The sequence below is a fragment of the Psychrobacter sp. CX16 genome (assembly GCF_057396245.1).
In genome coordinates this window covers 152,516-179,515 of record NZ_JBXYJF010000001.1, presented here as the reverse complement: position 1 = coordinate 179,515, position 27,000 = coordinate 152,516, and the positions used below count along the sequence as shown (strand labels likewise).

General features: G+C 41.6%; 22 protein-coding genes and 1 pseudogene. 12 read left to right on the top strand and 11 right to left on the bottom strand.

Annotation, left to right across the window (positions count from 1 at the left end; genetic code table 11):
- Positions 1-10: 10 nt before the first annotated feature.
- A complete protein-coding gene (locus AC2SLM_RS00730) occupies positions 11-1,525 on the bottom strand; it encodes a transcription antitermination factor NusB (RefSeq protein WP_486551371.1) in 1,515 nt (504 codons plus the stop codon).
- An 84-nt stretch (positions 1,526-1,609) separates the two neighbouring features.
- A complete protein-coding gene (gene fmt / locus AC2SLM_RS00725) occupies positions 1,610-2,656 on the bottom strand; it encodes a methionyl-tRNA formyltransferase (protein ID WP_486551369.1) in 1,047 nt (348 codons plus the stop codon).
- 294 nt (positions 2,657-2,950) lie between these two features.
- On the opposite strand from fmt, the gene AC2SLM_RS00720 reads away from it, so the two are divergent.
- Positions 2,951-5,386, top strand: coding sequence for a PAS domain-containing sensor histidine kinase (locus AC2SLM_RS00720; protein WP_486551368.1), 2,436 nt, complete (start codon positions 2,951-2,953; stop codon positions 5,384-5,386).
- A 15-nt stretch (positions 5,387-5,401) separates the two neighbouring features.
- Positions 5,402-5,683 (top strand): annotated as a pseudogene (locus tag AC2SLM_RS00715) (response regulator); the annotation flags it as partial.
- Between the two features lie 252 nt (positions 5,684-5,935).
- Here the strand turns inward: AC2SLM_RS00715 and AC2SLM_RS00710 are convergent.
- The 8 genes from AC2SLM_RS00710 to rpmH form a co-directional block, all read right to left on the bottom strand.
- Positions 5,936-6,541 (bottom strand): riboflavin synthase, encoded by a 606-nt coding sequence (locus AC2SLM_RS00710; protein ID WP_486551366.1) that lies wholly within the window; start codon positions 6,539-6,541, stop codon positions 5,936-5,938.
- Between the two features lie 335 nt (positions 6,542-6,876).
- A complete protein-coding gene (gene ribD / locus AC2SLM_RS00705; RefSeq protein WP_486551403.1) occupies positions 6,877-7,884 on the bottom strand; it encodes a bifunctional diaminohydroxyphosphoribosylaminopyrimidine deaminase/5-amino-6-(5-phosphoribosylamino)uracil reductase RibD in 1,008 nt (335 codons plus the stop codon).
- Between the two features lie 132 nt (positions 7,885-8,016).
- On the bottom strand, positions 8,017-8,487 hold the full coding sequence (gene nrdR / locus AC2SLM_RS00700) for a transcriptional regulator NrdR (RefSeq protein ID WP_486539756.1): 471 nt from the start codon (positions 8,485-8,487) through the stop codon (positions 8,017-8,019).
- Between the two features lie 65 nt (positions 8,488-8,552).
- The gene (gene mnmE / locus AC2SLM_RS00695) at positions 8,553-9,929 is read right to left on the bottom strand and encodes a tRNA uridine-5-carboxymethylaminomethyl(34) synthesis GTPase MnmE (RefSeq protein WP_486551364.1); all 1,377 of its coding nucleotides are present in this window, start codon (positions 9,927-9,929) and stop codon (positions 8,553-8,555) included.
- 224 nt (positions 9,930-10,153) lie between these two features.
- Positions 10,154-11,875: a membrane protein insertase YidC gene (gene yidC / locus AC2SLM_RS00690; protein WP_486551362.1), complete on the bottom strand. Its 1,722-nt coding sequence runs from the start codon at positions 11,873-11,875 to the stop codon at positions 10,154-10,156.
- A 200-nt stretch (positions 11,876-12,075) separates the two neighbouring features.
- Positions 12,076-12,504 carry a membrane protein insertion efficiency factor YidD gene (gene yidD, locus AC2SLM_RS00685; RefSeq protein ID WP_486551361.1) on the bottom strand — a complete coding sequence of 143 codons (429 nt, stop codon included), beginning with the start codon at positions 12,502-12,504 and terminating at the stop codon, positions 12,076-12,078.
- A gap of 71 nt (positions 12,505-12,575) precedes the next feature.
- Positions 12,576-12,953, bottom strand: a complete 378-nt coding sequence (rnpA, locus tag AC2SLM_RS00680; protein WP_486551359.1) for a ribonuclease P protein component — start codon at positions 12,951-12,953, stop codon at positions 12,576-12,578.
- Between the two features lie 118 nt (positions 12,954-13,071).
- The gene (gene rpmH / locus AC2SLM_RS00675; RefSeq protein ID WP_007394757.1) at positions 13,072-13,206 is read right to left on the bottom strand and encodes a 50S ribosomal protein L34; all 135 of its coding nucleotides are present in this window, start codon (positions 13,204-13,206) and stop codon (positions 13,072-13,074) included.
- Positions 13,207-13,875: 669 nt separating this feature from the next.
- On the opposite strand from rpmH, the gene dnaA reads away from it, so the two are divergent.
- The 5 genes from dnaA (at position 13,876) to AC2SLM_RS00650 (ending at position 22,250) form a co-directional block, all read left to right on the top strand.
- Positions 13,876-15,279, top strand: a complete 1,404-nt coding sequence (dnaA, locus tag AC2SLM_RS00670; protein WP_486551357.1) for a chromosomal replication initiator protein DnaA — start codon at positions 13,876-13,878, stop codon at positions 15,277-15,279.
- Between the two features lie 270 nt (positions 15,280-15,549).
- Entirely contained in the window at positions 15,550-16,725 is a 1,176-nt protein-coding gene (gene dnaN, locus AC2SLM_RS00665; protein ID WP_486551355.1) for a DNA polymerase III subunit beta, read from the top strand.
- 473 nt (positions 16,726-17,198) lie between these two features.
- Positions 17,199-18,488, top strand: coding sequence for a DNA replication/repair protein RecF (gene recF / locus AC2SLM_RS00660; RefSeq protein WP_486551353.1), 1,290 nt, complete (start codon positions 17,199-17,201; stop codon positions 18,486-18,488).
- Positions 18,489-18,809: 321 nt separating this feature from the next.
- A complete protein-coding gene (gene gyrB, locus AC2SLM_RS00655) occupies positions 18,810-21,449 on the top strand; it encodes a DNA topoisomerase (ATP-hydrolyzing) subunit B (RefSeq protein ID WP_486539772.1) in 2,640 nt (879 codons plus the stop codon).
- Positions 21,450-21,605: 156 nt separating this feature from the next.
- Positions 21,606-22,250 carry a manganese efflux pump MntP gene (locus AC2SLM_RS00650; protein WP_486551351.1) on the top strand — a complete coding sequence of 215 codons (645 nt, stop codon included), beginning with the start codon at positions 21,606-21,608 and terminating at the stop codon, positions 22,248-22,250.
- Between the two features lie 144 nt (positions 22,251-22,394).
- Here the strand turns inward: AC2SLM_RS00650 and rlmF are convergent, their stop codons facing one another.
- Positions 22,395-23,414, bottom strand: a complete 1,020-nt coding sequence (gene rlmF, locus AC2SLM_RS00645) for a 23S rRNA (adenine(1618)-N(6))-methyltransferase RlmF (protein WP_486551349.1) — start codon at positions 23,412-23,414, stop codon at positions 22,395-22,397.
- 722 nt (positions 23,415-24,136) lie between these two features.
- Here rlmF and AC2SLM_RS00640 point away from each other — a divergent pair.
- From AC2SLM_RS00640 to AC2SLM_RS00620, 5 genes are all read left to right on the top strand, one after another.
- Positions 24,137-24,943, top strand: a complete 807-nt coding sequence (locus AC2SLM_RS00640; protein WP_486551347.1) for a crotonase/enoyl-CoA hydratase family protein — start codon at positions 24,137-24,139, stop codon at positions 24,941-24,943.
- Positions 24,944-25,039: 96 nt separating this feature from the next.
- Complete coding sequence (locus AC2SLM_RS00635) at positions 25,040-25,366, top strand: hypothetical protein (protein WP_486551345.1); 327 nt, start codon at positions 25,040-25,042, stop codon at positions 25,364-25,366.
- Positions 25,367-25,507: a hypothetical protein gene (locus AC2SLM_RS00630; protein ID WP_486551343.1), complete on the top strand. Its 141-nt coding sequence runs from the start codon at positions 25,367-25,369 to the stop codon at positions 25,505-25,507.
- A gap of 58 nt (positions 25,508-25,565) precedes the next feature.
- Positions 25,566-26,108 carry a hypothetical protein gene (locus tag AC2SLM_RS00625; protein WP_486551341.1) on the top strand — a complete coding sequence of 181 codons (543 nt, stop codon included), beginning with the start codon at positions 25,566-25,568 and terminating at the stop codon, positions 26,106-26,108.
- A 10-nt stretch (positions 26,109-26,118) separates the two neighbouring features.
- Positions 26,119-26,661, top strand: coding sequence for a hypothetical protein (locus AC2SLM_RS00620; protein ID WP_486551339.1), 543 nt, complete (start codon positions 26,119-26,121; stop codon positions 26,659-26,661).
- The last annotated feature ends 339 nt before the right edge of the window (positions 26,662-27,000 follow it).

The window sequence follows — 27,000 nt, the reverse complement described above, 5'->3', positions numbered from 1 at the left end:
TAGCGTAATACTATACCTTCCTCAATACCGCATAATAAAACCCATCACCACCTGCTTGGCTCTGTTCATTTAACGGCAAACACTGACGACCAACCGCTTGTTCAATACCCCAATTGGTTTTTTCATCGTCAAATGCCACAGCAACTGCATCTTTATGGCGACCTAAAAACGCTTGCATTTGCTCGACGTTCTCGCTTTTAAGCAGTGAACAAGTGATATATAACAGATAACCGCCATTCTTTAACTGTGGCCATAAGTTATCTAAGATTTGCTCTTGCAACTGCACCGTATGTTGCACATCTTCCTCTTCCCGTAGCAAGGTAATGTCAGGGTGACGGCGAATCACCCCCGTTGCGGTACAAGGCGCATCGAGCAATATCGCATCAAAGCCAGCCGAATCATCACTCGCCTCTTTGGCTTGCCAAGTGGTCGCATCCACGCATTCTATGTCCAAATGCAATTTGCTATTGACGATAGGCGCTGATAGTTGTAACCGCTCTAAGTTCTCAAAAATACGGGTAATACGTGGCGCTTCATTATCAATCGCTGTCAGCTCTATTTCGTTAATAGGACTATTCTGCCCGTCGGTCTGTTTCACGTGAAACAATTCTGTTTCTTGTTTTTCTTGGTTGCCTAACAGCTCAAGCCAATGAGCTAATTTACCACCCGGCGCAGCACAAGCATCTAGCAAGCGTACATTTTGTGCTGAATTAGTACTAATCGCTTTTTGTAGTAGCGCATCAATAATAGGCGCCGCCAGCTGTGCATGCGCATCTTGTACGCTAGCAATACCTTCTTCAAACTCAGGCAGACGACTGACAGGCACACTATCAATCAGCTCAATCGCGTGTTGTTCAATCTCCAGACTCTCGTTATTTGCATTAGTCTCATCCGTATTAATAGTGGTTTTTAAAGATATCTCTTCTGCAGATATCTCTTCTTCTGCCAGCTGTTTGATATAACTTTGACTGTCCGTTTGCAGGCCATTTACTCGCAAAAACATCGGTGCTGACTGGCGCAAACTTTGGGTCAGCTCATCATAGTATTCACGCCAATCTGATTTTAACTGCTGGGCTAGCCAGTTTGGTAGACTATGGTTTTTATTGGCTTTTTTGCGAAATTTATTTGGATTTTTAGCCACTTTACGCAGCACAGCATTCACCAACCCTGATGCGCGCGCATAGTCTATGTGTTTCACCGCCTCAACTGTTTCATGAATTGCGGCGTGATCGGCAACATTAAGATAAAGCAGTTGGGTAATACCCAATTGAATGGTGGTACGCACCTCAATCTCATCGATTGGATTGTCCGCTAAGCTATCTAACAAACGTGCGGTTGCATGCCAATGGCGTAAGGTTGTGAGTAACAATGCATGGGCAAAGCCTTTGTCATCCCCATTTAAGCTGTTTAATAAAGGATCCAAAAGACCGCTTAGTGACTGACCCTGTTGAATTGATAACAAGGTATTAACCACTGCCACACGGACATTTTTATTTTGGGTAGTGCTATTTGGTTTACTGCTCATTTAATGCCTAATTATGATGATTGATTTGGTTTGATTGGTTTGGCTGTATTGATTGTATTGACTGTTATATAACTCGGATTTTTATTATTTCGGTGCGGCGACAAACTTGTCACCGTCATTAAGCTGATTACCATGACAGACTTGTTCAGCGGTGACTGGCTTACTACCGGCAAACTGTAATTTAGTTAAACGCAAAGTAGTCGCTTCTTGATCCACACTCTCTTTACCGCATGCCACCAAGACAGCGTTTTTACCGACACTAATAACTGTGCCCGGCTCTTCAACCGTCGTTTGTGACGCATTCACTGGCATGGCTGACAATACTTTCACACGTCTAGGCTCAGCCTTGCCCTCTGGGTCTGCCAAAAAGGTATAGGCACCCGGATACGGATGCATACCCCGTATCTGACGCTCGATACGAGTCGCTGATTGTGTCCAATCAATCTCCCCTTCACTTTTACTCAGCTTTTCAGCATAATTGGCAAGACTATCGTCCTGCTTTTCAGCCTGTGCTTGATAATATGGCAAATCTTTTAGTACGGTGACAATAGCTTCAGCGCCCATATTGGCCATTTTGTCATGTAAGCTCGCGGTGGTTTCATCAACTGCTATCTGGTAAGACGCTTTATAAAGCATGTCGCCTGTGTCCAAGCCTTTATCCATCTGCATAATAGTAATGCCTGTTTTTTCATCACCAGCAAGCAGTGCACGATGAATCGGTGCGGCACCGCGCCAACGCGGTAATAATGACGCATGAATATTCAAACAACCATGCGTCGGTGTCTCTAACACACCTATTGGCAAAATAAGACCGTAAGCGGCGACCACCATAACGTCAGGTTGATAATTTGCTAATGTTTCACGTGAAACTTGCCCTTCTTCACTGGCTTTTTTGAAGGTTGCTGGCTGCTCAACTGGAATATTATGCTCAAGCGCCAGTTGTTTAACAGGAGATGCCGTTAACTTTTGTCCTCGCCCCGCCTTACGATCAGGCTGAGTATAAACCGCGACAAGCTCTATATTAAGCGCCTCTTGCTGCTCAATAAGTGCCTTTAAGCTAATCGCAGCAAACTCTGGAGTGCCGGCAAAAATCACACGTTGTTTGGTAGAAGACTGGTTTTCAATGCTCATAATTTTTATTCGATAAATAGGTGTTAGAAATATGAATGTCGTAGATAGATAAGACTTAGCCCTGCTTTTGTTTCATTATAGAGAAATTGTCAGGCAATCACCATTTAGCTTGAGTTAGCCTTTGTAGCAACACGCTTATCACTTATTTTTGATAGCAAAAACATTGGTGCTGTGGATGACTCAAACAGGACTAGTTACCTCTAAATCTGACCTCAGATCAGCGCTGTAGAGTGCTATACTCAATACCATCTCTGTTATTTTCAGATCTTTTACTGGTAACCGCGCCCAACGCTCATGCTAAAAAAAGCACCTTTGCATTATGTCTTTAACTTTCATACCCTGACACTTCTGGTATTAACCACGTTGTGCTACATCATTTTGCTTGTCAGTTTACATGAACAGCGTTTAATCACTAGCCAAAAGGCATTTAATCAGCTTTATTATGAACTAACCGATCAGCTCAATCATAATACTCTTAGTTTGTCTGCCGTCTCTACCAAACTTATTGGCAGTAATAATGTCAGTCACCATATTATGGTGATGACTGCATCTGGTCAGCCATTGGTTTATACCCATCATAGGGACGATCAAAGTCAAGTTGAGTTTTTCAGCCTTCCTTATTGGAGACCCTCAGAGGCGCAAAGCACTAAGTACCAAATTACAGATTCTAAGCAGCTACTAGGCTGGGCCAATTTGCCAAATGGCTATCAAACTTATATTCAAATCATCCACCCGCCCATGCCGATTAATTGGTTTAATCCGCTGTATTGGCTACCGCTGCTAACCGCTCTGGTGTTGTTTACCTTCAATCTCTATTTGGTAATGCGAAATAAAAGAGCGTGGTCGCAAATCATTGATTACAGTCAACATTTCCCTAATTGTTTAAACGAGCCTTATACTCCGATTTTCGACAGTGATTTAGGGATTAGCCAAGAGTTTCTGCGCTTGGCTAATCGTTTGGACCGAATTAATCAGCAACTGCATCAAACCCATCGTCGCACCACATTATTAGAAAAACGCCTGCTACGATTGACCGATTACTCGCCGCTGCCGCTATTTTTTATTAATAAAAAAGGTCAAGTGAGTTATTTTAATCGCCGCTTCGAGCAGTCGTTTATGACCGCATTTGATGAGCATATCATTTATTTTGTGACCGACTTTTTGACAGGCAAAGATAAGCTGACTCAGCGTCATTTAAGCAGGATTGGTCGTCTTACTAATGCGCAAACCTTTAATGTTTCAAGCATTGAGAGTCAAACCGATTATCTATTACATCTACAGCCATGGACGGGTCAACAAGGGCAGGTACAAGGATTTAGTGCCGTATTAACCGACATCAGTCACCTCACTCAGGAGCTGGATGATATTACCAAAAAGGTGCATTCACAAGCTGCTGAACTGATCCAGTTTGATAAGTTATGGTCACTATTGGGCCATGAATTACGTACACCTCTTAGCGGTATGATTAGCCTTATTGATCTTATAGACACCGGCCGTTTGGATGAGTATCAAAACGAAACCTATCGTTTATTATTACAAACCAGCCAAACCATGCTGACTATGTTAAATGACATGCTCGACATTGCAAAGATAGATGCCGGTAAGCTTAACACCGTACTAGAGCGTATTGATATTTTAAACTTAAGTTATCAAGTAGCGAACTTACTGAGTAGTAGCGCCTATGCCAAAAAGATTGAGTTACTGACCTTCTTTTATCCGCAAGCGCCGCGTTATCTTGACACCGATGCTACTCGCTTGCAGCAAATTTTGATGAATCTGATTGGCAATGCCATTAAGTTCACCCATTCTGGCTATGTGGCGCTACATGTGCGCTACCTACCGGCACACAGTACTCAGCTGCGTCACATGATGGTAGAGGCATCTCTGAGTCCGCAAGCAGATATACAATCGCCTTGGGTATGCTTTGCGGTTGAAGATACCGGTATTGGGATTGATGAAAATGATAAGTCACGTCTGTTTAGCGACTTCCACCAAGCCAACGGACTTATTAGCCAACAATTTGGAGGTACTGGCTTAGGACTGGCTATTTCTAACCGCTTTGCACAGCTGCTAGGCGGCTTTATTCATATTAAAAGTGAGCTGGGTCAAGGCAGTACCTTTAGTTTGTGTCTACCAATCACCTCGGACTTATATCAGATACCGACCTATCTTCATCATCCACATCTGAGCAAGGTTCAGCTGATATCTTTTCATAATCAGCCTGTCTCAAGCCAAGCCTTTAATGAATTTAGTCAATTTTTAAATCATAATTTTAAGGCATATGCTGGAATCACTAAAGAAGGCTTAGACGCAGTGAGTCGGGCAAATGACTCAGACAGACTATTGGTTATTTTGGTAGAAGAAGAGCTTTATCATACAAGCAGTATCACTGAGCTTGAAGTACTAGACGCTTGGCAAAGCACGCCTAAAATATTACTGACCATGCGTCCTAGAAATGCCATTGATAAGTCACGGCGTGACCAATATTCGGTTATTTTGAATAAGCCAATAATGGCAGAACAAATCGCTCGAGCACTGATGCAGATAGGCCGAATGAAGGCGCAGCGTCCGAGCGTCATGCCTTCTATTGAGCAGAGGCAGCGAATCACGCCTAGCCTATCCTCGCTACCAGCACCAGCTCTGGTTAGCACCAATAAAGCATTAACCTTTAAGCCGCTAGTGTTAATTGCAGAAGATGATGCCCTAAATCGCCGTATTGTCAGTGCGTAATTAAACAAGCTCGGCTATTTGAGTATCAGCGCCAATAATGGTCAAGAAGTATTGAGTTATCTTGAACAAAGGGATGATATCGATTTAATTTTGATGGATTGTAGAATGCCAATTATTGATGGCTTAGAGACGACACGAATTATTCGTACCTCGAATAACCCTATTCCTATCATCGCCCTGACTGCCAATAATACTGATAACGACAAAGCAGAATGCTTGATTGCTGGTATGAATGACTTTCTTACTAAGCCGATTAACAAAGAACTATTAGCTAAAATCTTATCGTTTTATTTATAAAAAAGTAGTGTTTAGGGCGTGTCCTCATTATGAAAATGGTGATAAAAATAAAATAAACCGCAGTCAGACAAGGAAAGTAATGCCGTAAATATCGAGATATTTACCCGTTATTTGAGGCAGTATGACAAGATTTAGCTATTTTTAGCCCATTTAAATGTAATCGTACGGATTGAGGACACGCCCTAATAAGTTCGATGAAAATGCATTCCAACTTAATAAACACCACTTATTGAAATATTCAGATTCTTTGTTTTAAGACTCATCTGAAACACTGGTTAAACGCTCTAGATAACGGGCAATTAAATCCACCTCGATATTTACAGGGCCACCCACCTGCCAATGATTGGCAATATTAGTTACCTCTGCAGTGTGCGGTATGATATTTAAGCAAACAATATTATCCTTAACCAAGTTAGTCGTTAAGCTAATCCCGTCTACTGTAATCGAGCCTTTGGTCGCTGCATACTTTTTCAGTGCTTCTGGAATGGCTATTTCTATATAAATAGAGCGTGCATCCGCTTTCATCACCTCGATAGTGCCCACGCCATCAACGTGCCCTGACACCATATGCCCCCCAAATCGAGTAGTCGGCAACATGGCTTTTTCTAAATTCAGCTTATCGCCTACTTTCCAGTTATTCATTGCTGTCTTATTTAATGTTTCACGTGATACATCGACGGAATAACTGTTGTCGTTCATATCCACCACAGTTAAACAAATACCATTAGAGGCAATCGAGTCGCCTAAGTTGACATCACTAAAATCTAAATCATCAGATTCAATAATCAAACGTACATCACCGTCAATTTCTTCTATCTTGCGCAGCTTACCGGTGCTCTCAATAATACCTGTGAACATAACAACTCCTTAATAATATACGGCTATAAGATCTTACTGATACTCTGTGGATAACTTTTTCTGAAAACTATTTATAAACGCTTATTGCCATTAACTCTCAAAGTTATCCACAGCTCAATTTAATTATGGGTTTTGTTTTTAACTTACCTCGAGTTTCACGTGAAACCTAGTAATATCAATACTTTCCGATTTTTATAACGTATCTATGTTTCACATGAAACAAAAATAATCCACAGTTTCATGTGAAACACCTCTAGTCGCCAATTAAAAATATGTTTTCTAAATCTATTTTGTGGATAACTTTTATAAAGAATGCTGTACTAGAGTCTTAGCCTCTATACCAACGGCCTAAAAACAAGCTTAAGGTCTTCGCCAATAGCTGATGAGGACTCTAAAAAGAAACGTTGCTGTAAAGACAGGTCATCTATATCTAGTGAAAGCATCGGTTTAGCAGAGCTTCCTAAGATACAAGGCGCTTGATAAACAATTAATTCATCCACAAGTCTTGCTTGTACAAAGCTGCCTGCTACCTGAGCCCCTGCTTCGACCAATACATCCTGTACTTGATAATCGGCCACCAAGCTGCGCAACAACTGCTGTAAATCGCTTTGCGTATATAGCAACGTATCCGTATTCTGTAGCACTGTATAAGACTGAGAGTCTTGTAATCGGCTACGTCTGTCTAATACCACCACTTTTGGCTGCGGAATATTATCTATAGGCACACCCAGCTGCGTGGAACGTACATTCAGACTCGGATTGTCATCAATGATGGTCTGACTGCCGGTAATAATAGCGCCGCTCAGGGCTCGCAGCTTTTGTACATCCTCACGAGCAGCCGGTCCGGTTATCCACTTAGACTCACCAGATGCCATCGCTGTACGGCCATCTAAGCTACTGGCAATCTTTAAACGCACATATGGCATTTGGGTACGCATGGCCTTTAAAAAGCCTAGATTAAGCTGTTCTGCCTGTTTGGTAGCAACGCCAACGGTAACATCAATACCGGCGTCTTTTAGCATCGCGACACCGCGGCCTGCGACTTTAGGATTGGGATCAAGTCCTGCAATGACCACCCGTGCCACACCTGAATTAATCAAAGCTTTAGCACAAGGTGGTGTGCGGCCTGTATGACTACAGGGCTCGAGTGTCACATAAGCAGTCGCGCCCTCGGCCTTTTGCTGCGCCTGCCTTAACGCAAACACTTCAGCATGAGGCTCTCCGGCTTTTGGATGAAAGCCGCTACCCACAAGGGTCCCCTCTTTAATAATAACGCAGCCGACCGCTGGATTTGGACGGGTGGTATAGAGTCCTTTTTTAGCCTCTTCTATCGCCAAGCTCATATAGTAGCTATCTTGCGGCTGTATGCCACTGGTTAGGCCATTAGGGCTAAATGAGGAAGCGCTGCTCTCTAAAGGGATAGACGTTTGCATAAGTATTTACCCATTGTATTGATTAAAGGGTTATAGCATCTGTTATTCGGTAGGCTTGGTATCAATCGGGCGAATGTTTTGCAGCTCTTGCTGAAACGCCTCAATATCCTGAAAATCACGATAGACACTGGCAAAGCGTACATAGGCCACATCATCAAGGGTTTTAAGCTCACTCATCACCACTTCACCCAAGTCCTTACTGCTAATTTCACGCTCACCAAGCTGACGAATACGCTTCTCAATGCGGCTAATCATGGCCTCTTGCTCATCAATAGTGACCGGTCTTTTTTGCAGAGGCAGCTGAATAGAACGTCTTAATTTCTGTGAATCATACGGCTCAATACGGCCGTTAGATTTGATAATACGCGGCATGACAACTTCAACCACCTCAAAGGTAGTAAAGCGCTCTTGGCACTGATTACACTGACGGCGGCGACGTACTTGCGCGCCCTCAGCCGCCAAGCGTGAGTCGATTACCTTTGTATCATCAGCATTACAATAAGGGCACTGCATAATTTACTCTCAATAAAACTTAATATAGACAGGGATAATAAGGGTGACTGTTACTTGAATATTGATTATTTACCAATACAGAAGCTACCAAAAATACGGCCAAGCAAATCATCAGCACTAAATTCACCGGTAATCTCACCCAAGCTAAACTGCCCTTGACGTAGACTTTCAGCTACCAGCTCTCCTGCTTGATGATGGACAAGCTGCTCAAATGCATCCTCTAAATGCTGCTGAGTTCGGCGAAGGGCATCTAGATGACGCGTACGTGCAATCATACTGTTTTCAGGCGGATGAAAGCCAACTTTATCGCACAGAAGTGTCACTAAACTATCGATACCTTCGGCCGTTTCACAAGACACATTGACTTGGTCATAGCCTGAAACAGTTTGAGTATCTGCCAAAGTCTCGTCCACCAGATCGCGTTTATTACCGATTAATAATAGTCTTGAGGTATCAAAATCACCGCCTGACCTACCTTCTCCAAACAGCTCGGTAGCGAGTGTTAGCGGGTTGGTATCCTGTGATAAGTCGTATACCAAAAGCAGTAAGTCTGCTTGATTAATCGCCGTGCGTGCGCGCTCAATACCAATACGCTCCACCGCATCGGTCGTATCACGAAGACCTGCGGTATCTGTTAAATGAATGGTCAGACCGTTGAGCACAATGGTCTCTTGTAGCGTGTCTCTTGTAGTGCCTGCCACGTCGGTTACAATGGCACGTTCTTGGCCTGCTAGACTGTTTAACAGGCTTGATTTGCCGGCATTAGGACGCCCTGCTAAGACCACATGTACGCCATCGCGTAACAGCTGACCTTGCTGAGCAGTGGCAAGTATCGTGGCCACTTTATCTTGTATAACGGTTAATTTACCTTCGATAACACCATCAGATAAGAAGTCCACATCTTCTTCGTCAGGGAAATCAATAGACGCTTCAACATACAGGCGCAGCTCAATCAACGACTCTAATACGGCATTGATACGGTTAGAAAACTCACCCGTTAAGGAACGAATTGCACTATTTGCCGCTGCCACGCTAGTAGCGTCAATCGCATCAGCAATGGCCTCAGCTTGTAGCAAATCCAGCTTATCATTCTCAAACGCCCGATAAGAGAACTCACCCGCTTGTGCTTGATGCGCGCCCAATTCAAATACACGGCCTAAGAGCTGATTTTGTAAAATCACACCGCCATGACCTTGTAGCTCAATCACATCCTCGCCAGTAAAAGAATGCGGTGCCTTAAAATAAAGCACCAGGCCTTCATCTAGCTCCTTTTTATCGGAATCATAAAAGCGGCAAAAGCTGGCCAATCTTGGCGTAAAGCTGTCTTTGCCGGTGAGTGCACAGGCAATGGCATAGGCTTTTGGGCCCGATAAGCGAATGATACCAACGCCGCCTCTACCAACGGGCGTTGCAATGGCAGCAATGGTTTTAACGTTTGTCATAAATATAGGCTCAAAATCAAGTCATGGCCACAATATCAGCCAAGGTATCTGTCTAGTTATAAATCAGGCAACTTAAGAACACTTATCATAAGTTATTTAACTATAGTAGGTACTAAGTGCCACATATTCAATGTTAGTTATATAAAACAAAAGCACCTATATGTTACATATAGGTGCTCCGTTAGCGTTTTTTAGATTAAATCAAGCCGTATTATTTAGGCAAATTAACCTGCCATTCTCGCAGCTTTTTCACGCTGTTCTTTCTCTACTTTCTTATTCACAAAATACTGCTGACCCATGGTAAATAAGTTGTTTACTGTCCAGTACAACACCAGACCTGCAGGGAAGAATAACATGAATAAGGTGAAGATAATGGGTAAGAACTTCATCACTTTCGCTTGCATCGGATCAGTCGGCTGCGGACTAAACATCTGCTGAGCAAACATACTTGCACCCATCAGGATTGGTAGGATAAACCAAGGATCCATCGATGACAAATCTTGAATCCATAGAATCCACGGTGCATGACGCAGCTCAACACTTTCGATAAGCATGTAATACAAGCCTAAGAAAATCGGCATCTGTAGCAAGATGGGTAAACATCCTGCCATCGGATTGACTTTCTCTTCCTTATAAATAGCCATCATCTCTTGTGACATTTTCATGCGGTCATCGCCATGCTCTTCTTTCAGAGCTGCTAGGCGAGGGGCAAGTGCACGCATTTTTGCCATCGAATAATAGCTTTTATGAGATATCCACATTAATGCTATTTTCACTGCCAGTGTTAGACCAATAATAGCCCAACCCCAGTTACCCACAACACTATGAATCGCTGAGATAATCATAAATAAGAACTTAGAGATTGGCCATGCCCAGCCATAATCTACAGTTTTCTCAAAGCCTGGTGCAAATCCAATTAGCTTGTCTTGTACTTTAGGACCGGCGTACAAAGTGGCAGCGATATTCATCTGCTTGTTAGCAGGTACCACTAGTGGCTCACTCTTCATACCAATAAAGAAATCGCCATTACTCTCATTGCTATAGAAGGTACCTGTGAAATTTTCAGGGGTCCAAGCAGAAACGAAGTAATGTTGAACAATACCAACCCAGCCTTCTGAGCTCTTAGCGGTTAGCTCATCTTCGCCAAAGTTTTTAAACTTCAACTTATTATAATCATCATCAGGTGTACCCCAAGCACCGCCTAGATAAGTGGCCATGCTTAGCGCGCCTTTATCTGCCATACCAGGATCTTTACTGTCATCACGTTTAAGCTGAGCAAACAACTCACCATTCCAAGGCTGAGCCGTGGCATTGTTGATATTGTAATTCACCGTGATTGGGTATTTACCCTTAGTGAATGTAAAGGTTTTGGTAACCGTTACACCATCTTGCTTATAAGTTAAAGGAACATTCAAGGTGTCTTGGTCTGGCTGAAGCGTATAGCTGTCTGACTGATAGCTGTATTCCGCACGCCCATTTTGAGTATCAATACCATTGACACCTGCTAACCCAGATTGAGCAACATAGATTCGATTCGCATCTTCTTCCAGCAGTACAAATGGATTTTCACTGTCTAAAGTCGCGTCATAATTCAGTAAAGCGGCATACACCACATCGCCACCAACAGGGTCGATCTTAATATTGTAGACATCTGTTTTGACATCAATAAGCGCACGCTCTTGTTGCTGTGCAGCTGATGCTACCCCATTATTGGCAACAGGCACATCATTATTGGTGGTTACTGGCACATCCGTGTCAGACGTCGCAGGTATATCACCTGCACCAGAACTCATAGGAACATCTGCTCCAGACGACGACGTGGATACAGAAGGGGTTGCTGTGTCTACTGCCGGTGCATCAGCATAGTCCTTCTGCCAAGCAAGCACCAACAAATAAGCGGTAATCAGCATCGCAATGATGATGAGCACCCGTAGTATCTTTTGCATAAGATTGTCCTAAACAACTCAAAATGAATGTTCTAAATTTAAAGCGAAACGTGAGGGATCAAAAGGCGCAAGACACCCAGAGCGTTTACAAAATGGTGACTATTTTACTAAAAAACCCTAGTAAATGATATAGAAGGTGATGCTCTGCTATAAATAAGCATTAACATGATGTTGAATTGTTTTAATCAAGTCAGGGTGCGTTAGAGTAATCGGTTTAATCTTGCGACATAACTGCTGTTATCTTTATAGATACCGCGCTCTAAAAGTATTGTTTCACGTGAAACAATAGTTAGTGAATGAGTTAAATCTAACACAGAGTGTCGAGGGGGTGAAGAAAGAGATGACGAATTCGGAACTTTAGCAGTGGCTCCTAATACAGGATAAAAAATATCTTTATAAAGAGGCAGTGGAACAAAGTCGATACCATGACCGCCAAGTGGGTGACAACGCGCAATCCGCTTAGCTGTCAATAAGCCGCCAATCCTAGGGCCATGCCACTTAATAGCTGTTACCCCATACTCAGAGCAGGTCGGATAATATCGGCAACGAGCAGGCAATAAAGGGCTGATGATACGTTGATATATTCTAATAACGGCGATGAAAAACCTCGATACTATCGCTGATAACATACATCCTCCATAGTCTGCTCGATGGCTAAAAGTCTTTGAGGCTGTCACTTAGATTATGTACAAGTATTGAGTTACTTAGCGACATTACCCTGTCTTTGACTGTTTTTAATTACCTTTGTCAGAATAGCATCTATCTCAGTACGAAGCTCATCATTACTGAGCGCCTTAGAGGATTTCTTTAATATGAAGACGATATCCACAGCGGGGAGTGCGCTATGCTGGTGACGAAACTGCTCGCGGATAATCCGTTTGATTTTGTTTCTTGCCACTGCTGTTGGAATTTTCTTTTTAGTAATGGCCATTCCCAATCGTGCTTGTTGCTGCTCCGAATCATACGCAAACGCCATAAAATGGGTTTGGTGAATTTTAAATAATGGTTTATTAAATACCGCTTTGAATTGATCCGGTTTTAGTAAACGCTTTGATTTGGGATAGCAATAATCAGTCATGTGATGTCAACAGTCGATTAAAATTTGCAGATACATAAGAAAAAAAGCACCTGAGTTAGGTGCTTTTAATAATACGATATCAATTTGTTAGATCTTAATTCACTCATTAAAGAATGAATTACACCGTTAAACGATGACGACCTTTGGCGCGGCGGCGTGCTAAAACTTGACGGCCTTTTTTAGTTGCCATGCGAGCACGGAAACCATGAGTGCGCTTGCGTTTGATAACGCTTGGCTGGAATGTACGTTTCATAAATCACCTTTGACAGCAAAGAAAAGAATTAAAAGTAAAGACAGATAGAGTTCACTAAGAATTTGTAGTAACGAATGATTATGCCAGTGTCTTAGGTTTATGTCAATAATAAATACCCTGTAGGTGCTAAATAATACATTGGCTTATTACTAATAACACTGGTAGAAATATCCTGTTTTTAGAATTTAGTATGCTTGAACTGCTTCGAATATTAATCTTAAAACTACTGAAAAACACATTCACATTCTTTGTTTAATTGATAACTATGAGCACTGCATTTAATGAGTTTAATCCCTGCCTCCCTTACTTCTTACTAGAAGATAAAAATCTTATTTTAGATACTTATCCACAGAAACATGATTACCCCATAATTATATATATAATAGTTCTTTTGTTATTATTAGTACCCTATTTAGCTGTGTATAACTATAAAAAATACAATAATAACATGTATTTATCTTGTGGTTATTGCTGTGTAAAACCTGTGGTTAAAACCTGTATAACTTGCCATAAAAAGTTATCCACAGAGTTAACAACAAAGTTATCCACAGAATAAAATGCATGATAACTGCTGTCTTATGTGCTAAAGTACGCTTCTCAATTATGTTGGGCTGTGGTCATTATAGGCCCTACCCTCTCCATTTATTTTTTATTTAGGGCCTAATCGTCATGTCGGATAGTTTGTCGTTGTGGGATAAATGTCTTAATGATTTAAAATATCAACTCAAGGAAAATGAATTTACGATGTGGCTGCGTCCGTTATCCGCGAAGGTAGTCGGAACCACATTAGAGGTCTTGGCCCCTAACCAGTATTTTGTATCGCACATCCAGCAGCATCATTTCACTGATATTGAGACGTTAGTCAAGCAGCACAGTGGTGGTGATATTGAGCGGGTGGTCATTCAAGTCGAGAGTAGTTCACAATCGGGCAGTAATGGAATTTCAAGTAATAACACTCAGACGAGTCAGACGCCATCCGGTGGTTTGAACAGCTCTCCTCTATCGCATAATACAGCAGGACCGTCTGAACACTTATTGTCATCGGACAAAGCGCTGAGCTATATCAACCCATACTTTACCTTTGAGACTTTTGTCAGTGGTAAATCTAATATGTTGGCGTATAAGGCTTGCTTAGAGCTGGGTAAAAAACAATCACAGAATCAGCACAATCCGCTGTTTTTGTATAGCGCCTCTGGTTTGGGTAAAACGCATTTGATGCACTCGGTAGCACATCGCTATTTAAAATTAGGTAAAACGTTTTATTACTTTTCTTCAGAGAAATTTATTAATCAGCTGGTGCATGCGCTGCGTAATCAAAAAATAGAAGAATTCAAAAAGAAAATTAAACGTGTGGATTTATTAATTATCGATGATGTTCACGTTTTAGCTGGAAAGACCAAATCAAGTAACGAGTTTTTATCTTTGTTTGCCGATTTTATGGTTGAGGGTAAGCAGGTTATCTTGGCCTCAGACAGGCATCCGTCGCAAATGACGGAGTTCGATGAGCGTTTCCGGTCACGTTTTTCGTCGGGTCTTGCAGTGGCCATTGAGCCACCAGAGATGGAAACGCGAATGCAGATTCTACAGAAAAAAGCATCATTGTCTAATATAGATCTGCCAAAAGAGTGCGCGTTATTTATTGCTCAAAACGTGGTCTCTAATGTGCGCCGTTTAGAAGGGGCGCTTAATCAAGTTGTTGCCAATGCCAATTTGACAGGTAATCCGATTGATTTGGACATGGTGCAGTATGCGCTAAAAGATGTGATTGCCATTCGCTCACAAGCGGTGAGCATGGATAATATCCGTAAAGTTGTTGCCGAATATTATGATGTCTCAATAAAAGATTTGATGGGTAAAAAGCGAACACGGAGTATTGCGCGTCCTCGTCAGATTGCCATGGCACTTGCGCGTGAGTTAACCAAAGACAGCTTCCCTGATATTGGCCAATCCTTTGGTGGCCGTGATCATACGACGGTGATGCATGCTTGTGATAAAGTGGCCCAGCTACGCAGTGAAGACCCTATGCTTGATAAAGAATACAAAGCATTGGCTATGACACTACAAGCAGGGTAGAGCGTATTCGCTAGGAGGATTGTTGAATTTTAAGATGCTTGAGGACAAATAAGACAAGCGGTGCACAGTACTGAATATTTAGTTATACTAGCACGAGCCATGATGTATTTAAGGACAGTATGGAGCCTAACTGTCAAGCTAATTTAGGCTACTATCTTAGTACTGAAATTTGAAGCTTAAAATCGATATTTAAGATATCCGCTGGTCCTTAGTATGAGCAATGACACCCGATATTAAATTATAAAGACCTAATCAAAGAGTCCTATTATTATGCAACTGTCTATTAATCGTGAGTTACTGCTAAAAGCCATTAATTTGATTGCTAAAGCAGCAGATAAACGCCATAACATGGTGGTTTTGGGTAATATTAAGCTTGAGGTTACGGAGTCGCTACTGCGTCTGACGGCATCTGACTTAGAGGTAGAGCTTACCGCAGAAGTACACTTAGGTAATGGCGCAACTGGTAGTGTTGGCGCAACAACGTTGCCTGCCTCTAAGCTACATGATATCTGTAAGCTATTGCCGAAAGATACCATGATTAATATCAGTGCAGAAGCCAATGAGCGCTGCGTTATTACCAGTGGTAAGAGCCGCTTTATACTGGGTACATTACCGGCAGAGGATTTCCCGTTATTAGGCAGCCCTGCAAATATCACACCGCTGACTTTAAGCCGCACAGTGCTTCTTGATTTGATGTCTAAAACACAGTTTGCGATGGCCATCCAAGACGTGCGTTATTACTTAACCGGCATGTTATTTGAGGTAGGTCAGCGTCAGTTAACCACCGTGGCTACCGATGGTCACCGTTTGGCGCTTGCACGCAGTGTGATTGAGGTGGCAGATGACTTTCAGATGCAGGCTATTTTGCCACGCAAAGCCGTTATTGAACTTGATCGTTTAGCCAATGAGTTGGGCAAACTGGTTGGAGATAAAGATGGCAATCTGACACTAAGCTTTGGTCGCGAATTCTTACAAGTGACTTTGCCGTTTGGTAATGTAGACAGTACCGGCCAAATTGATGATTCGGTAAAAGTGACCTTTACTGCACGCTTAATTGATGGCAAATTCCCTGATTACCGCCGCGTTATGCCAAACAATACTGATAAGATAGCTTTAGTTAACAAAGAGCGTATGACAGAAGTATTGCGACGAGTGGCTATCTTAAGTAATGAGAAGTCACGAGGCGTTATTTTTAACTTCTCTGTGGATGGTAGTGTAGAAGTACGTGCCAATAACGCAGAGCAAGACGAAGCAGTTGAGGGCATCCAAGTACAGTATCAGGGCGAGCCTTTAGAGCTGTCTTTTAACGCCGCTTATCTGCAAGATGTGTTGGATGTATTGGGCGGTGATGTGCAGCTGCATATGAGTCAAGCCAATAGCTCAGTATTGGTTAATCAGCTCAATGATACGCAGCATCAATACGTTATTATGCCAATGCGTATATAATTTGAATAAGCGACAAGATAACGGTTGCTTAAAATGACTACTAAAAAGCGAAGTCTTCGGACTTTGCTTTTTTTTATGCCAAATTGAGCGTGGTTTTTTTGATAATCATTTAACATAATCTAGCTGTGTATAACTGAATACATTATGTTAAATAGATTACACTGGTTTGATCGGCTATTAATTTTGCTATCCAGTTTAAATTTGACTGACAAAGGTGAGGGTTGTCTTATCAAAATTTAAACTGAAATAAGTCAGTAGATTTATTAAAGTAACTATAACTCTTGAGGCACTAATTTGAACTCTCGAAGTACTAATTTAAAATACAGTCATGATTAATTTTAACAATTATTATAAATAAAGCTTAAATGATTTATAAGCGTCACTATTCGTTACCGATAAATCCTTCCATTTCATAATTAAAATAAGCAGATCATGAACTGAGTCTGTAAGCTGTTTTTATAAGGTAGTTATTTATGCTGACCCAACTGAGCGTCTATGATTTACGTAATTTGCATGCCGTGAGCATCCATGTCGGGCAGTGCAATGTATTCGTGGGCGGCAATGGCAGTGGGAAAACCTCTTTATTAGAATCACTTTACTTATTATCTCGTGGCAAAAGCTTTCGTCATCATCAGCCAAAGCGCTATATCTCACATCATGCGCCTACCGCGACGGTGCATGCGAAGTTTGCAGACGGGAACAGTATGGCGATTCAAAAGGCTCAGGATGCCAGTACAACGATGCGACTTGGGCAGCAGACCGTCTACGTACAAAGTGCGCTTGCTAAGCAGTTACCGACGTTACTGATTGACCCATCATCAATGGATATTTTGGAAGTCGGTAGTAGCAGTCGAAGACAGCTTTTGGACTGGATAACGTTTCACGTGAAACTTGGCTTTCATTCTCAGTGGCTAGCTTATCAGCGCTTATTAAAGCAGCGTAATACCATATTAAGACAGTCAAACCAGTTATCCATAGCCCAAAAACAAGAGCTCGCCGCCTGGGATAAAGGGCTGGCAACTCATGCGGCTTTAATCACCCATTACCGCCTGCAAGCTTTTGAGGAGTGGAAGCCTTGGTTTGAGCAACTGATTGCTGAGCTCTTACCTGAGTATGCGCCGTTTATTCAGCTAAGGTTCTCACCAGGTTATAACACGGAGATACCGCTTGATGAGTTGCTACAACAACGGTTGGCGCAAGATTGTCAAACAGGCTATACCCGAGTAGGCTGCCATCGTGCTGATATTCAGGTGCTTTGGGTTGATAATGCTGAGACGCGTCAAGATGCGCGTACGCAGAGCCAGTATGAGAATGAAGTTACCAATCATAACTTAGTGCCGCAAAATGATTTAGAAGATGATTTAGTAGAAAGCCTAGGAGACAGTTATCCAAACGAGATAGAGACGGTAGATATACAAGGTAGCGTGCGTGAACAAGCGGCTAATGTATTGTCGCGTGGAGAAAAAAAGCTACTGATAACCGCACTCAGGCTGTCTCAGTTGCCTCTATTAACGCTGGCCAATCCGCAGCAGGCTTATGAGGTCGATTTCGATAGCAGTAGCTTACCTATCGTGCTGTTAGATGATATCACTGCAGAGCTTGACGGACGGGCACTGACTATTCTTTTAAAGACGCTATCGCAATTATCTTGTCAGGTATTTATCACTAGTCTAGATGCGTCCGTTATGCAGCAAATAACCGGATTTTGGCCAAATGCAAAGATGTTCCACGTGAAACAAGGTGCAGTAACTTTGGCAGAATAATTTAACGCCATAACAAAGCAGCTTAAGGCCCTTAAATAGCAGTAATTGCGACCAATATAGACCATGCTTTTATTGCCAAAAAATGCTATAATAATGACTAAGTTTTACCCCCATATTATTGGCATAATGACACGGGTATTTGGCAAAAACGGAATGTCAAAGCTGAAGGGCTATTTTATAAAAACCCACTGATTAACTGTCCGATTTCTTTGAATTTAATTACTTTAAATTTATTGACAAAATTGCGCACGAGACAATCACATCATATGCCATTTGATTTGCTGAACATATCAGCACTGCCGTATTAGTAAAGGATAACTCATGAGTGAATCAAACCCCATTACCGAACAAGAGCTAATAGAGGGCTTACCTGAGGGCGTCGATGTTGCAGATTTACCTGCAGATGCGCTACCAGAAGAATATAGCTCAAAAAACATTCGCGTATTACGCGGGCTTGAAGCAGTGCGTGTGCGTCCTGGTATGTACATTGGTGATACCGATGATGGTACTGGTCTACACCACATGGTCTTTGAGGTAGTCGATAACTCAATTGATGAAGCCTTAGCAGGGCACTGTGATCAAATTGATATCATTATTCATGAAGATGAATCTGTCAGCGTTATGGATAATGGTCGTGGTATTCCTATCGATGTGCATCCTGAAGAAGGCGTGTCTGCCGCTCAGGTGATTATGACTGTGCTACACGCCGGTGGTAAGTTCGATGACAACAGCTACAAGGTATCAGGCGGTTTACATGGTGTGGGTGTATCTGTGGTTAATGCCTTATCTAAAAAGCTTGAGATGAATATTTGGCGTGAAGGTCATCATTATCAGCAAACTTATAGTGATGGTGTGCCAGACAGTGACATCCAAGAGTTAGAAGAAACCGACAAAACCGGTACGCAGATTCGCTTTTATCCAAGCTCAGACGTATTCACAGGCACTGTCTTTGATTTTGATATCTTGGCCAAACGCTTACGTGAGCTGTCGTTCTTAAACTCAGGTGTACGTATCGTATTAACTGATGAGCGTACTGACAAACAGCATGTCTTTGAACACAAAGGCGGTTTATCTGAGTTTGTGGCGTATATTAATGCCGGTAAAGAAGGCCTTAACGAAGTATTCCACTTTGTTAGCGAGCAAGATGACGGTATCGTGGTTGAAGCGGCGCTGCAGTGGACGGACACCTATAATGAGAAGGTACTGTGCTTCACCAATAACATCCCGCAAAAAGATGGGGGTACTCATTTATCTGGTTTCCGCTCGGCACTGACCCGTTGTCTAAATACGTATATGGACAACGAGAAGTTGATCAAAAAAGATAAAGTTAACACCACGGGTGACGATGCGCGTGAAGGCTTAACGGCGATTGTTTCAGTAAAAGTACCTGATCCTAAATTCTCTAGCCAAACCAAAGATAAATTGGTCTCTAGTGAAGTAAAATCAGCGGTTGAATCGGCAATGCACGATAAGTTTAACGACTATTTGCTTGAGCACCCAGGTGCCGCAAAATCGATTGCTAATAAGATTATCGATGCTGCGCGTGCCCGTGATGCAGCACGTAAAGCTCGAGAGCTCACACGCCGTAAAACCACATTAGATATCGCGGGATTACCAGGTAAGTTGGCGGATTGTCAGGAAAAAGATCCTGCGTTATCTGAACTGTACATTGTGGAGGGTGACTCTGCGGGTGGTTCTGCAAAACAGGGCCGTAGCCGTAAGACGCAAGCAATTTTGCCACTAAAAGGTAAGATTCTAAACGTTGAGCGTGCCCGGTTTGACAAGATGTTATCGTCTGCCGAAGTCGGTACATTAATCACAGCATTAGGCTGTGGTATTGGTCCAGATGAGTATAATCCAGATAAAGTACGCTATCACAAAATCATTATCATGACCGATGCTGACGTCGATGGTTCGCATATTCGTACGCTACTGTTGACCTTCTTCTTCCGTCAAACGCCAGAGCTAATTGAACGTGGTTATGTCTATATCGCTCAGCCCCCACTTTATAAAGTAAAAAAAGGTCGCCAAGAGCTGTATCTAAAAGACGACGAAGCGTTAAAAGCGTATCTGTTGTCATCGACCATTGATGAGATGAATCTGCATATCAGCGAAGATGCACCATCAATTACCGGTCAGGCGTTAGAGAAATTGTTAAACGATTATAACCAAACTCAATTGGTTAAATCACGTTTGCAAATCCGCTATCCTGCGATACTGCTGGATGCATTGACGCACGTGACTAAGCTGAACACTGACATGACTTATGACTATGATGCCATGAGTAAGTGGAAAGTGGCTCTACAAGAGCAACTAGAGCGTTTTGGTAGTGATTTGAACCCAGTTATTGAGCTAGATAACATTCATGCGCCGCAAACAGATGAGCTGTCTGAGGCGGATAAAGATGCCAATAACCAGTTTAAGTTCAAGATTGGTGCTAAAGTTGATAGCCCAAATGATGATATCGAAGATGCCGAAGTGGTGGAAGGTAAAGACAGCGATATGCTATCGACCAAGCCGCAGTGGCTGCCACGTATCACAATCTACGTACATAACTTAGCGCAGCATTATCTACTTGATGCCGGTTTCTTTAATTCAGGTGAGTATGGACGTTTGATGCGTCTATCAAAAGAGTGGAACACCCTACTGACCGATACCGCTTATATACGCCGCGGTGAGAAAGACACCCTATTACGTGACTTCGATCACTTATGGCAGCAAGTCATGCTAGATGCGCGCCGTGGTCTGTCTGTACAGCGCTATAAAGGTCTGGGTGAGATGAACGCCGATCAGCTTTGGGATACCACGATGGATCCTGAAAATCGCCGTATGTTAAAGGTAACGATTGAAGATGCGATTGCCGCTGACCATCTATTTATGTGCTTAATGGGTGATGATGTGGAGCCACGTCGTCAGTTCATTGAAGAGAACGCATTAACTGTGACTAACTTAGACATCTAAAGCTAAGCGGTTACTATATTAGTCTAATAATTAAAAAGCCATCTTACTTGTAAGGTGGCTTTTTTGTTTCACGTGAAACAGGATGCTTTATACTCGTAAATAGCGTGACTTCAAATAATGACGACGGTTTACTCTCATATTTTAGAGGCCTAATAAATGACTGAACTTATCTTTTTAGCCATTGCTTTAGCGATGGATGCTTTTGCGGTGTCTATCGGGTTGGGCGCTAAGCATGCCACTGCAAATACAGCAGCTAATATTACTCAAGCTAGCCACCCAGTTCCTTCAGCTATGTTATTAAAGCTAGCTTTAGCTGCAGGGCTATATTTTGGGATAGCTCAGGGCGTCATGCCCTTAATGGGCTACTTGTTAGGGTCAGCAATAATTGGATGGTTAGCCTCTGCCGCACCGTGGATAGGAGGTATTATTTTAGTCACTTTGGGTCTGAAAATGCTTTATGAAGCGTTTAGTGGCGGTCCTGATAAATTACTACCTGATGAGCTACTAAGCAGAGAGCTCAGCAAGGGTTCCGAAAACAATATACGCACGATAACAACAGATCATAAGTTAATGCTGTCACTGGCAATCGCTACCAGTATTGATGCGCTCGCTGCCGGTTTTACTTTAAATTTACTAGATATGAATGCATGGCTTGCTTGTTTTATTATTGCCATCATAACCGCTATATTTGGCTTTTTGGGAGCCTATTTAGGATACAAGTCAGGCACTTGGCTTGAAGATAAAGCTGAGATTTTAGGCGGCGTCGTATTGATTATTATGGGTATAAAAATGGTTTTATAGCAAAAATATTTCAGACTGACACAGGCAAAGATAGGGATCCGATTAGATGATATTTGATTTTGTTACAATATAAAAAAAAGAGCCTCTGCTAATAACAAAGGCTCTTTTTTTATAATTAATTGGTCTAATGAATCTCGTTTTATTTTATTTAAAACGCCATGCCAAAATACGCGTCGCTTTTTGACCATGCTGCATGTTAATGGTCTTAATCTGTCTAGCACCAATACGGCGCAGCAAGGCATCAAGTGGCTTTAAATTCTCTGAACGAGACACAAGCGTCGTAAACCAGTTCACTTGCTGAGCATAATCCACACTCTCGTTAATCATACGGGTGATAAAGGCAAATTCACCGCCTTCCGTCCATAGCTCTGCGTTTTGTCCGCCAAAGTTTAGATTGTTTTTGGCATCAGCGAAACGGTTTGCGTTTTGACTGTTTGGATTACGACGTGCACGGTTCTTTTGTAGCTTGGTTTGCTTACGGCTATTGGCCGTTAACACATCTTCCATAGACGCATGAAACGGTGGATTACATACGGTGATATCGAAGTAATCATGCTCACCGATAATACCTTTAAAGATTTTTTTTGGATTGGTTTGCTGCTTAACGGTCACCATCTTTTTAAGATTGGGGTTAATCTCACAAATTGCTTTGGCGGTATTAATCGATACCGGATCAATATCGGTTGCAGTGAAATGCCAACCGTAGCTTTGACTGCCGACAATCGGATAAATCAAGCTGGCACCGGTGCCAATGTCTAATACGTGCGGCTTTTTATTTTCTTGCTCTTTGACACTTTTGCTGTTGTTATCTGCTAATAAATCAGCAACTTGGTGTATATAATCGGCACGACCTGGAATAGGCGGGCACAAATAGCCTTTAGGCAAATCCCAGTATTTGATGTTGTAATGTAGCGCCAATAACGCCTTATTCAAGGTCAATACTGCATCAGCATCTGAGAAGTTAATGGTCGGTTCACCGCTTGGATTGGTGATGGTGTGCTTGGCGAGCTCAGGCAAAGCCTTGGTTAATTTATTAAAGTCATAGCGCCCATTATGTGGGTTACGCGGATGCAGAGTATTGGCTTTAGGCTTAGCGGTAGCAGAGGGCGTGGTATTTTTGGCCGCAGGATTGCTAGAGGTATTACGGGGTGCGTGCTGTGTCATAGGGATGAAAACTTATTTATAGAGTGGGGTGAATAACAGTGATTAGCGTAGCGCGTTTAATAGATGGGCTATTGGATACAGTATAAACCACAAAAAGGTGGATAAATACTCATAGAGAGCACAGATTATAAAAACCATACTTTCGGTAATGTATGCAACCTGCCCGAGCCCATTATTTATCAAGGATTTTAGGGTGTTTTTACCCTATGGATAACCTTATAAAGCGGTAGGAATACAACATTATCAAAAATAAAATAATTAATAAAATCAGTAGTTTATGAGTTTGAACTAAAAGGCTGTTGAGAACTGCTTTTCAAAAGTTTTTATAAAAATATACTGATTAGGCTTTAGTTTAACAGGTTTACACAACAAACTTCTGGCTGATAGCGCTATAGTTTATTAAATGTCAGTACAGAATAAAGCGAAGCGGTGAGTTTATATAAGATATATTATTATCAGTAGTTGTCTTTTTCATAAGTGCTATAAAGACTTGATAGCTGCTTAATCATAAATAATGATAACAAAAGTGCGTGCTTGAGCGTTAATTTAGAGCGATTGTTTAGCCTCATTAAGGCAGCTATAGTGACGATTGGTGTTATCGTATCTAACCACTAGTCTGTGAGTTGTACCCTTTGACGCTTTAGACATAATTCTGAGCTTAAAGATACTGATATTAAAGTCTTACCAATCAGCATAATAATTAATAAAGAAGGATAATAATAATGAGTAATCAAATCAGGAATAATGAGCCAAACAAGCGAATAACTTATGACATTGAGGGATATATTTGTTTGATTGGTCTTAATCGGGCCGACAAGCGTAATGCTTTTGACAGTCATATGATTGAACAGTTATCTGACGCCCTAACGCGCTATGAAGCCGATAGCGAATTACGTTGTGCGCTAATTTTTGCCCATGGCGAGCACTTTACCGCAGGGCTTGATTTGATGGAGCTACAGGACAAACTCGATAAAGGGGTGTTTGCCTTTGATTCTACACAAATAGACCCGTGGGGTATTAGCGGTAAGCTGCGTACTAAGCCCGTGGTTGTGGCTGTGCAAGGCACCTGTTTTACGGCGGGTATTGAGCTGATGCTTAATAGCGATGTGGTTATTGCTAGTGATGATTGTAACTTTGCGCAGATGGAGGTGCAGCGCGGCATCATGCCATTTGGCGGGGCAACCGTCCGTTTTGTGGCGGCAGCAGGCTGGCAAAAAGCCATGCCCTATCTGCTAACCGGCAAGTCATTTGATGCCGCAACTGCAGATAAACTTGGTTTGGTGAGTGAAGTGGTGCCCAAAGGTGAGCAGTATAACCGAGCTTTTGAATGGGCAACTGAGATTAGCAAAGCCGCACCACTTGGGGTGCAAGCCCTTCTATCCTCTGCACTCGATGGTGCTAGAAATGGGGCAGACAGTGCGCTTGGCGGCATCGCATCTTTCCTACCGCCTTTGTTTAATTCTGAAGATGCCAAAGAAGGCGTTATGTCGATGATTGAAAGGCGTGAGGCTAATTTTAAGGGCCGCTAGAGTGTGATTAATCGGCATAACTGATAAAGATTATAGCAACACTGCGTTTAGGTCAAGGGTTATGGTCAAGATAGACAAAAGTGATAGGTAGCAATAATGTTAGATGATGCAGTACGATTTTTAGCACGAGTGGTATTCGAAATAGTCGGTCCAGTCGTCCTTGAAGGCGTATTTAACCTCATAACTTGGCGTATTAAGGGGCATCCTTATCTTACCTGCTATTACCGCGGATTTATGGTGGCGTTGGTGGTTTATATTGGCCTTACCATCAAGCATCTTTTTTTAGATCATAACCTGTCTATGATGGCGCTATCAGACTTAGGATTGAGTCTAAAGATTTGGGGCGGCATGACGTATGTCTTGATGCTAATGACGTTCTTTGTGCGTTATGCTCAAGGTGAAAGACGTGACTATAGGCAATAAATGCGGCATGAGTATGCCATTATTGGTCAGTATTATGGCTTGGTCGATCGGGTGTCGGCGATTGTGATTATCTCGACTGTCGGCTCGTTTTTTAGTATGAGTGCGGTGTTGATGTATTGGGAGATGACGAATGGGTTTTAGGTTCGAAAGATTTGTTAGCGCATTAAATATAAATTAATGCGCTATTTTGGAGATTTATTTGTCAAAGAATGATGAGTTTGAAAAGTATAGTTATTTGATTAACTATGAAGTTGAGTTTAGATTTTATATACATATCTTGACTATGATTTTTATGTTTATTTGTTCAATTGTAGTCATTCGAGCAGTTTTTTTATCTAATATATGGTCTTTCTCATTTTTCGGTATGAATTTATCGGCTTACTATCTTATATATTGGTTAATAGGTATGGCAGGCTTTATATATGTCATATATAGATTTTTCTATGTAGATAAAAAGAGAGTGATCGTAGGCTTGAATTTTGACGATGGTTTAACAGTCAAATTAAAGTGGGGACCTATTATAGAAATTGACAGATTCATGCTTATATTGAACAAAAGAAAATTGAAGTATGTTTCACAAATCCCAGGTCTAAAGCCATATAAAAAATACGATTATGATTATATAGGCGTAAAACATAACGATACTATATACGTCATTCCTTATGCTGAAGGCTATAGAGAAGAATTAATTGGTTTATTAGAAACAGCGAATCAATTGAAGCCAACACCTAAGATTTATTAGGGGGATTTATTTGTCAAAAAATGATGAGTTTGAAAAGTATAGTTATCTGATTAACTATGAAGTTGTTTTTAGATTTTATATTAATATTTGGGCTATGCTATTTTTTTTAGCAGGTCTTTTCACCTTTACATATATGTTATTCAAATCAAGTAAAGGTTTAATAACAGTATTAGGTATCGATATTTCTGGTTACTATTTAGTTTATTGGTTAATGGCACTGTTAGGATTAATACCTCTATTCTACCGATTTTTTTATGTAGATAAGAAAAGAGTAGTGGTAGGTTTAAACTTTGACGATGGTTTAAATATCAAATTAAAGTGGGGACCTATTGTAGAAATTGAAAAATTCACGCTTATATTGAATAAACGGAAGTTAAAGTATGTCTCACAAATCCCTGGCTTTAAACCTCGTAAAAAATACGATTATGATTATATAGGTGTAAAACATAACGATACTATATACGTCATTCCTTATGCTGAAGGCTATAGAGAAGAATTAATTGGTTTATTAGAAACAGCGAATCATCTGAAGCCTACACCTAAGATTTATTAATTCAGGTAGTCAAGAGCGTTAATTTTACTCAAAACGTTCTGCAAGCCCTTTATATTCACTAACGCCAGTCTACGTGTCGCTGCATTGACTTGAACCTGCATTTTATACAAAACTCGAAAATTTTCTGGATGTCGTTGCCTTAACGTAAGCCTACGCTCTGTATTATTCAAGGACTTGTATGGCTTAGGATTTACAGAATTTATAAGCTATGGACTTATAGATGGTAATTATAAATTAACTATGGGTGTAGTTAGTTAAAATTAAGTTTATATATGATATGTAGCTAGTATTTTAGTAGTTAATTAGAGTACCTTGTTAGACTAATCACTGAATTTAGAT

Excerpts from the sequence above, each read along its gene's own strand:
- AC2SLM_RS00720 (WP_486551368.1), top strand. The coding sequence starts at position 2,951 with ATGCTAAAAAAAGCACCTTTGCATTATGTCTTTAACTTTCATACCCTG.
- mnmE (WP_486551364.1), bottom strand. The coding sequence starts at position 9,929 with ATGACAAACGTTAAAACCATTGCTGCCATTGCAACGCCCGTTGGTAGA.
- rlmF (WP_486551349.1), bottom strand. The coding sequence starts at position 23,414 with ATGACACAGCACGCACCCCGTAATACCTCTAGCAATCCTGCGGCCAAA.
- AC2SLM_RS00650 (WP_486551351.1), top strand. The coding sequence starts at position 21,606 with ATGACTGAACTTATCTTTTTAGCCATTGCTTTAGCGATGGATGCTTTT.
- fmt (WP_486551369.1), bottom strand. The coding sequence starts at position 2,656 with ATGAGCATTGAAAACCAGTCTTCTACCAAACAACGTGTGATTTTTGCC.
- dnaN (WP_486551355.1), top strand. The coding sequence starts at position 15,550 with ATGCAACTGTCTATTAATCGTGAGTTACTGCTAAAAGCCATTAATTTG.
- AC2SLM_RS00640 (WP_486551347.1), top strand. The coding sequence starts at position 24,137 with ATGAGTAATCAAATCAGGAATAATGAGCCAAACAAGCGAATAACTTAT.
- dnaA (WP_486551357.1), top strand. The coding sequence starts at position 13,876 with ATGTCGGATAGTTTGTCGTTGTGGGATAAATGTCTTAATGATTTAAAA.
- yidC (WP_486551362.1), bottom strand. The coding sequence starts at position 11,875 with ATGCAAAAGATACTACGGGTGCTCATCATCATTGCGATGCTGATTACC.
- AC2SLM_RS00730 (WP_486551371.1), bottom strand. The coding sequence starts at position 1,525 with ATGAGCAGTAAACCAAATAGCACTACCCAAAATAAAAATGTCCGTGTG.
- AC2SLM_RS00710 (WP_486551366.1), bottom strand. The coding sequence starts at position 6,541 with ATGTTCACAGGTATTATTGAGAGCACCGGTAAGCTGCGCAAGATAGAA.
- rpmH (WP_007394757.1), bottom strand. The coding sequence starts at position 13,206 with ATGAAACGTACATTCCAGCCAAGCGTTATCAAACGCAAGCGCACTCAT.
- AC2SLM_RS00630 (WP_486551343.1), top strand. The coding sequence starts at position 25,367 with ATGCGGCATGAGTATGCCATTATTGGTCAGTATTATGGCTTGGTCGAT.
- yidD (WP_486551361.1), bottom strand. The coding sequence starts at position 12,504 with ATGTTATCAGCGATAGTATCGAGGTTTTTCATCGCCGTTATTAGAATA.
- gyrB (WP_486539772.1), top strand. The coding sequence starts at position 18,810 with ATGAGTGAATCAAACCCCATTACCGAACAAGAGCTAATAGAGGGCTTA.
- rnpA (WP_486551359.1), bottom strand. The coding sequence starts at position 12,953 with ATGACTGATTATTGCTATCCCAAATCAAAGCGTTTACTAAAACCGGAT.
- recF (WP_486551353.1), top strand. The coding sequence starts at position 17,199 with ATGCTGACCCAACTGAGCGTCTATGATTTACGTAATTTGCATGCCGTG.
- nrdR (WP_486539756.1), bottom strand. The coding sequence starts at position 8,487 with ATGCAGTGCCCTTATTGTAATGCTGATGATACAAAGGTAATCGACTCA.
- ribD (WP_486551403.1), bottom strand. The coding sequence starts at position 7,884 with ATGAGCTTGGCGATAGAAGAGGCTAAAAAAGGACTCTATACCACCCGT.
- AC2SLM_RS00635 (WP_486551345.1), top strand. The coding sequence starts at position 25,040 with ATGTTAGATGATGCAGTACGATTTTTAGCACGAGTGGTATTCGAAATA.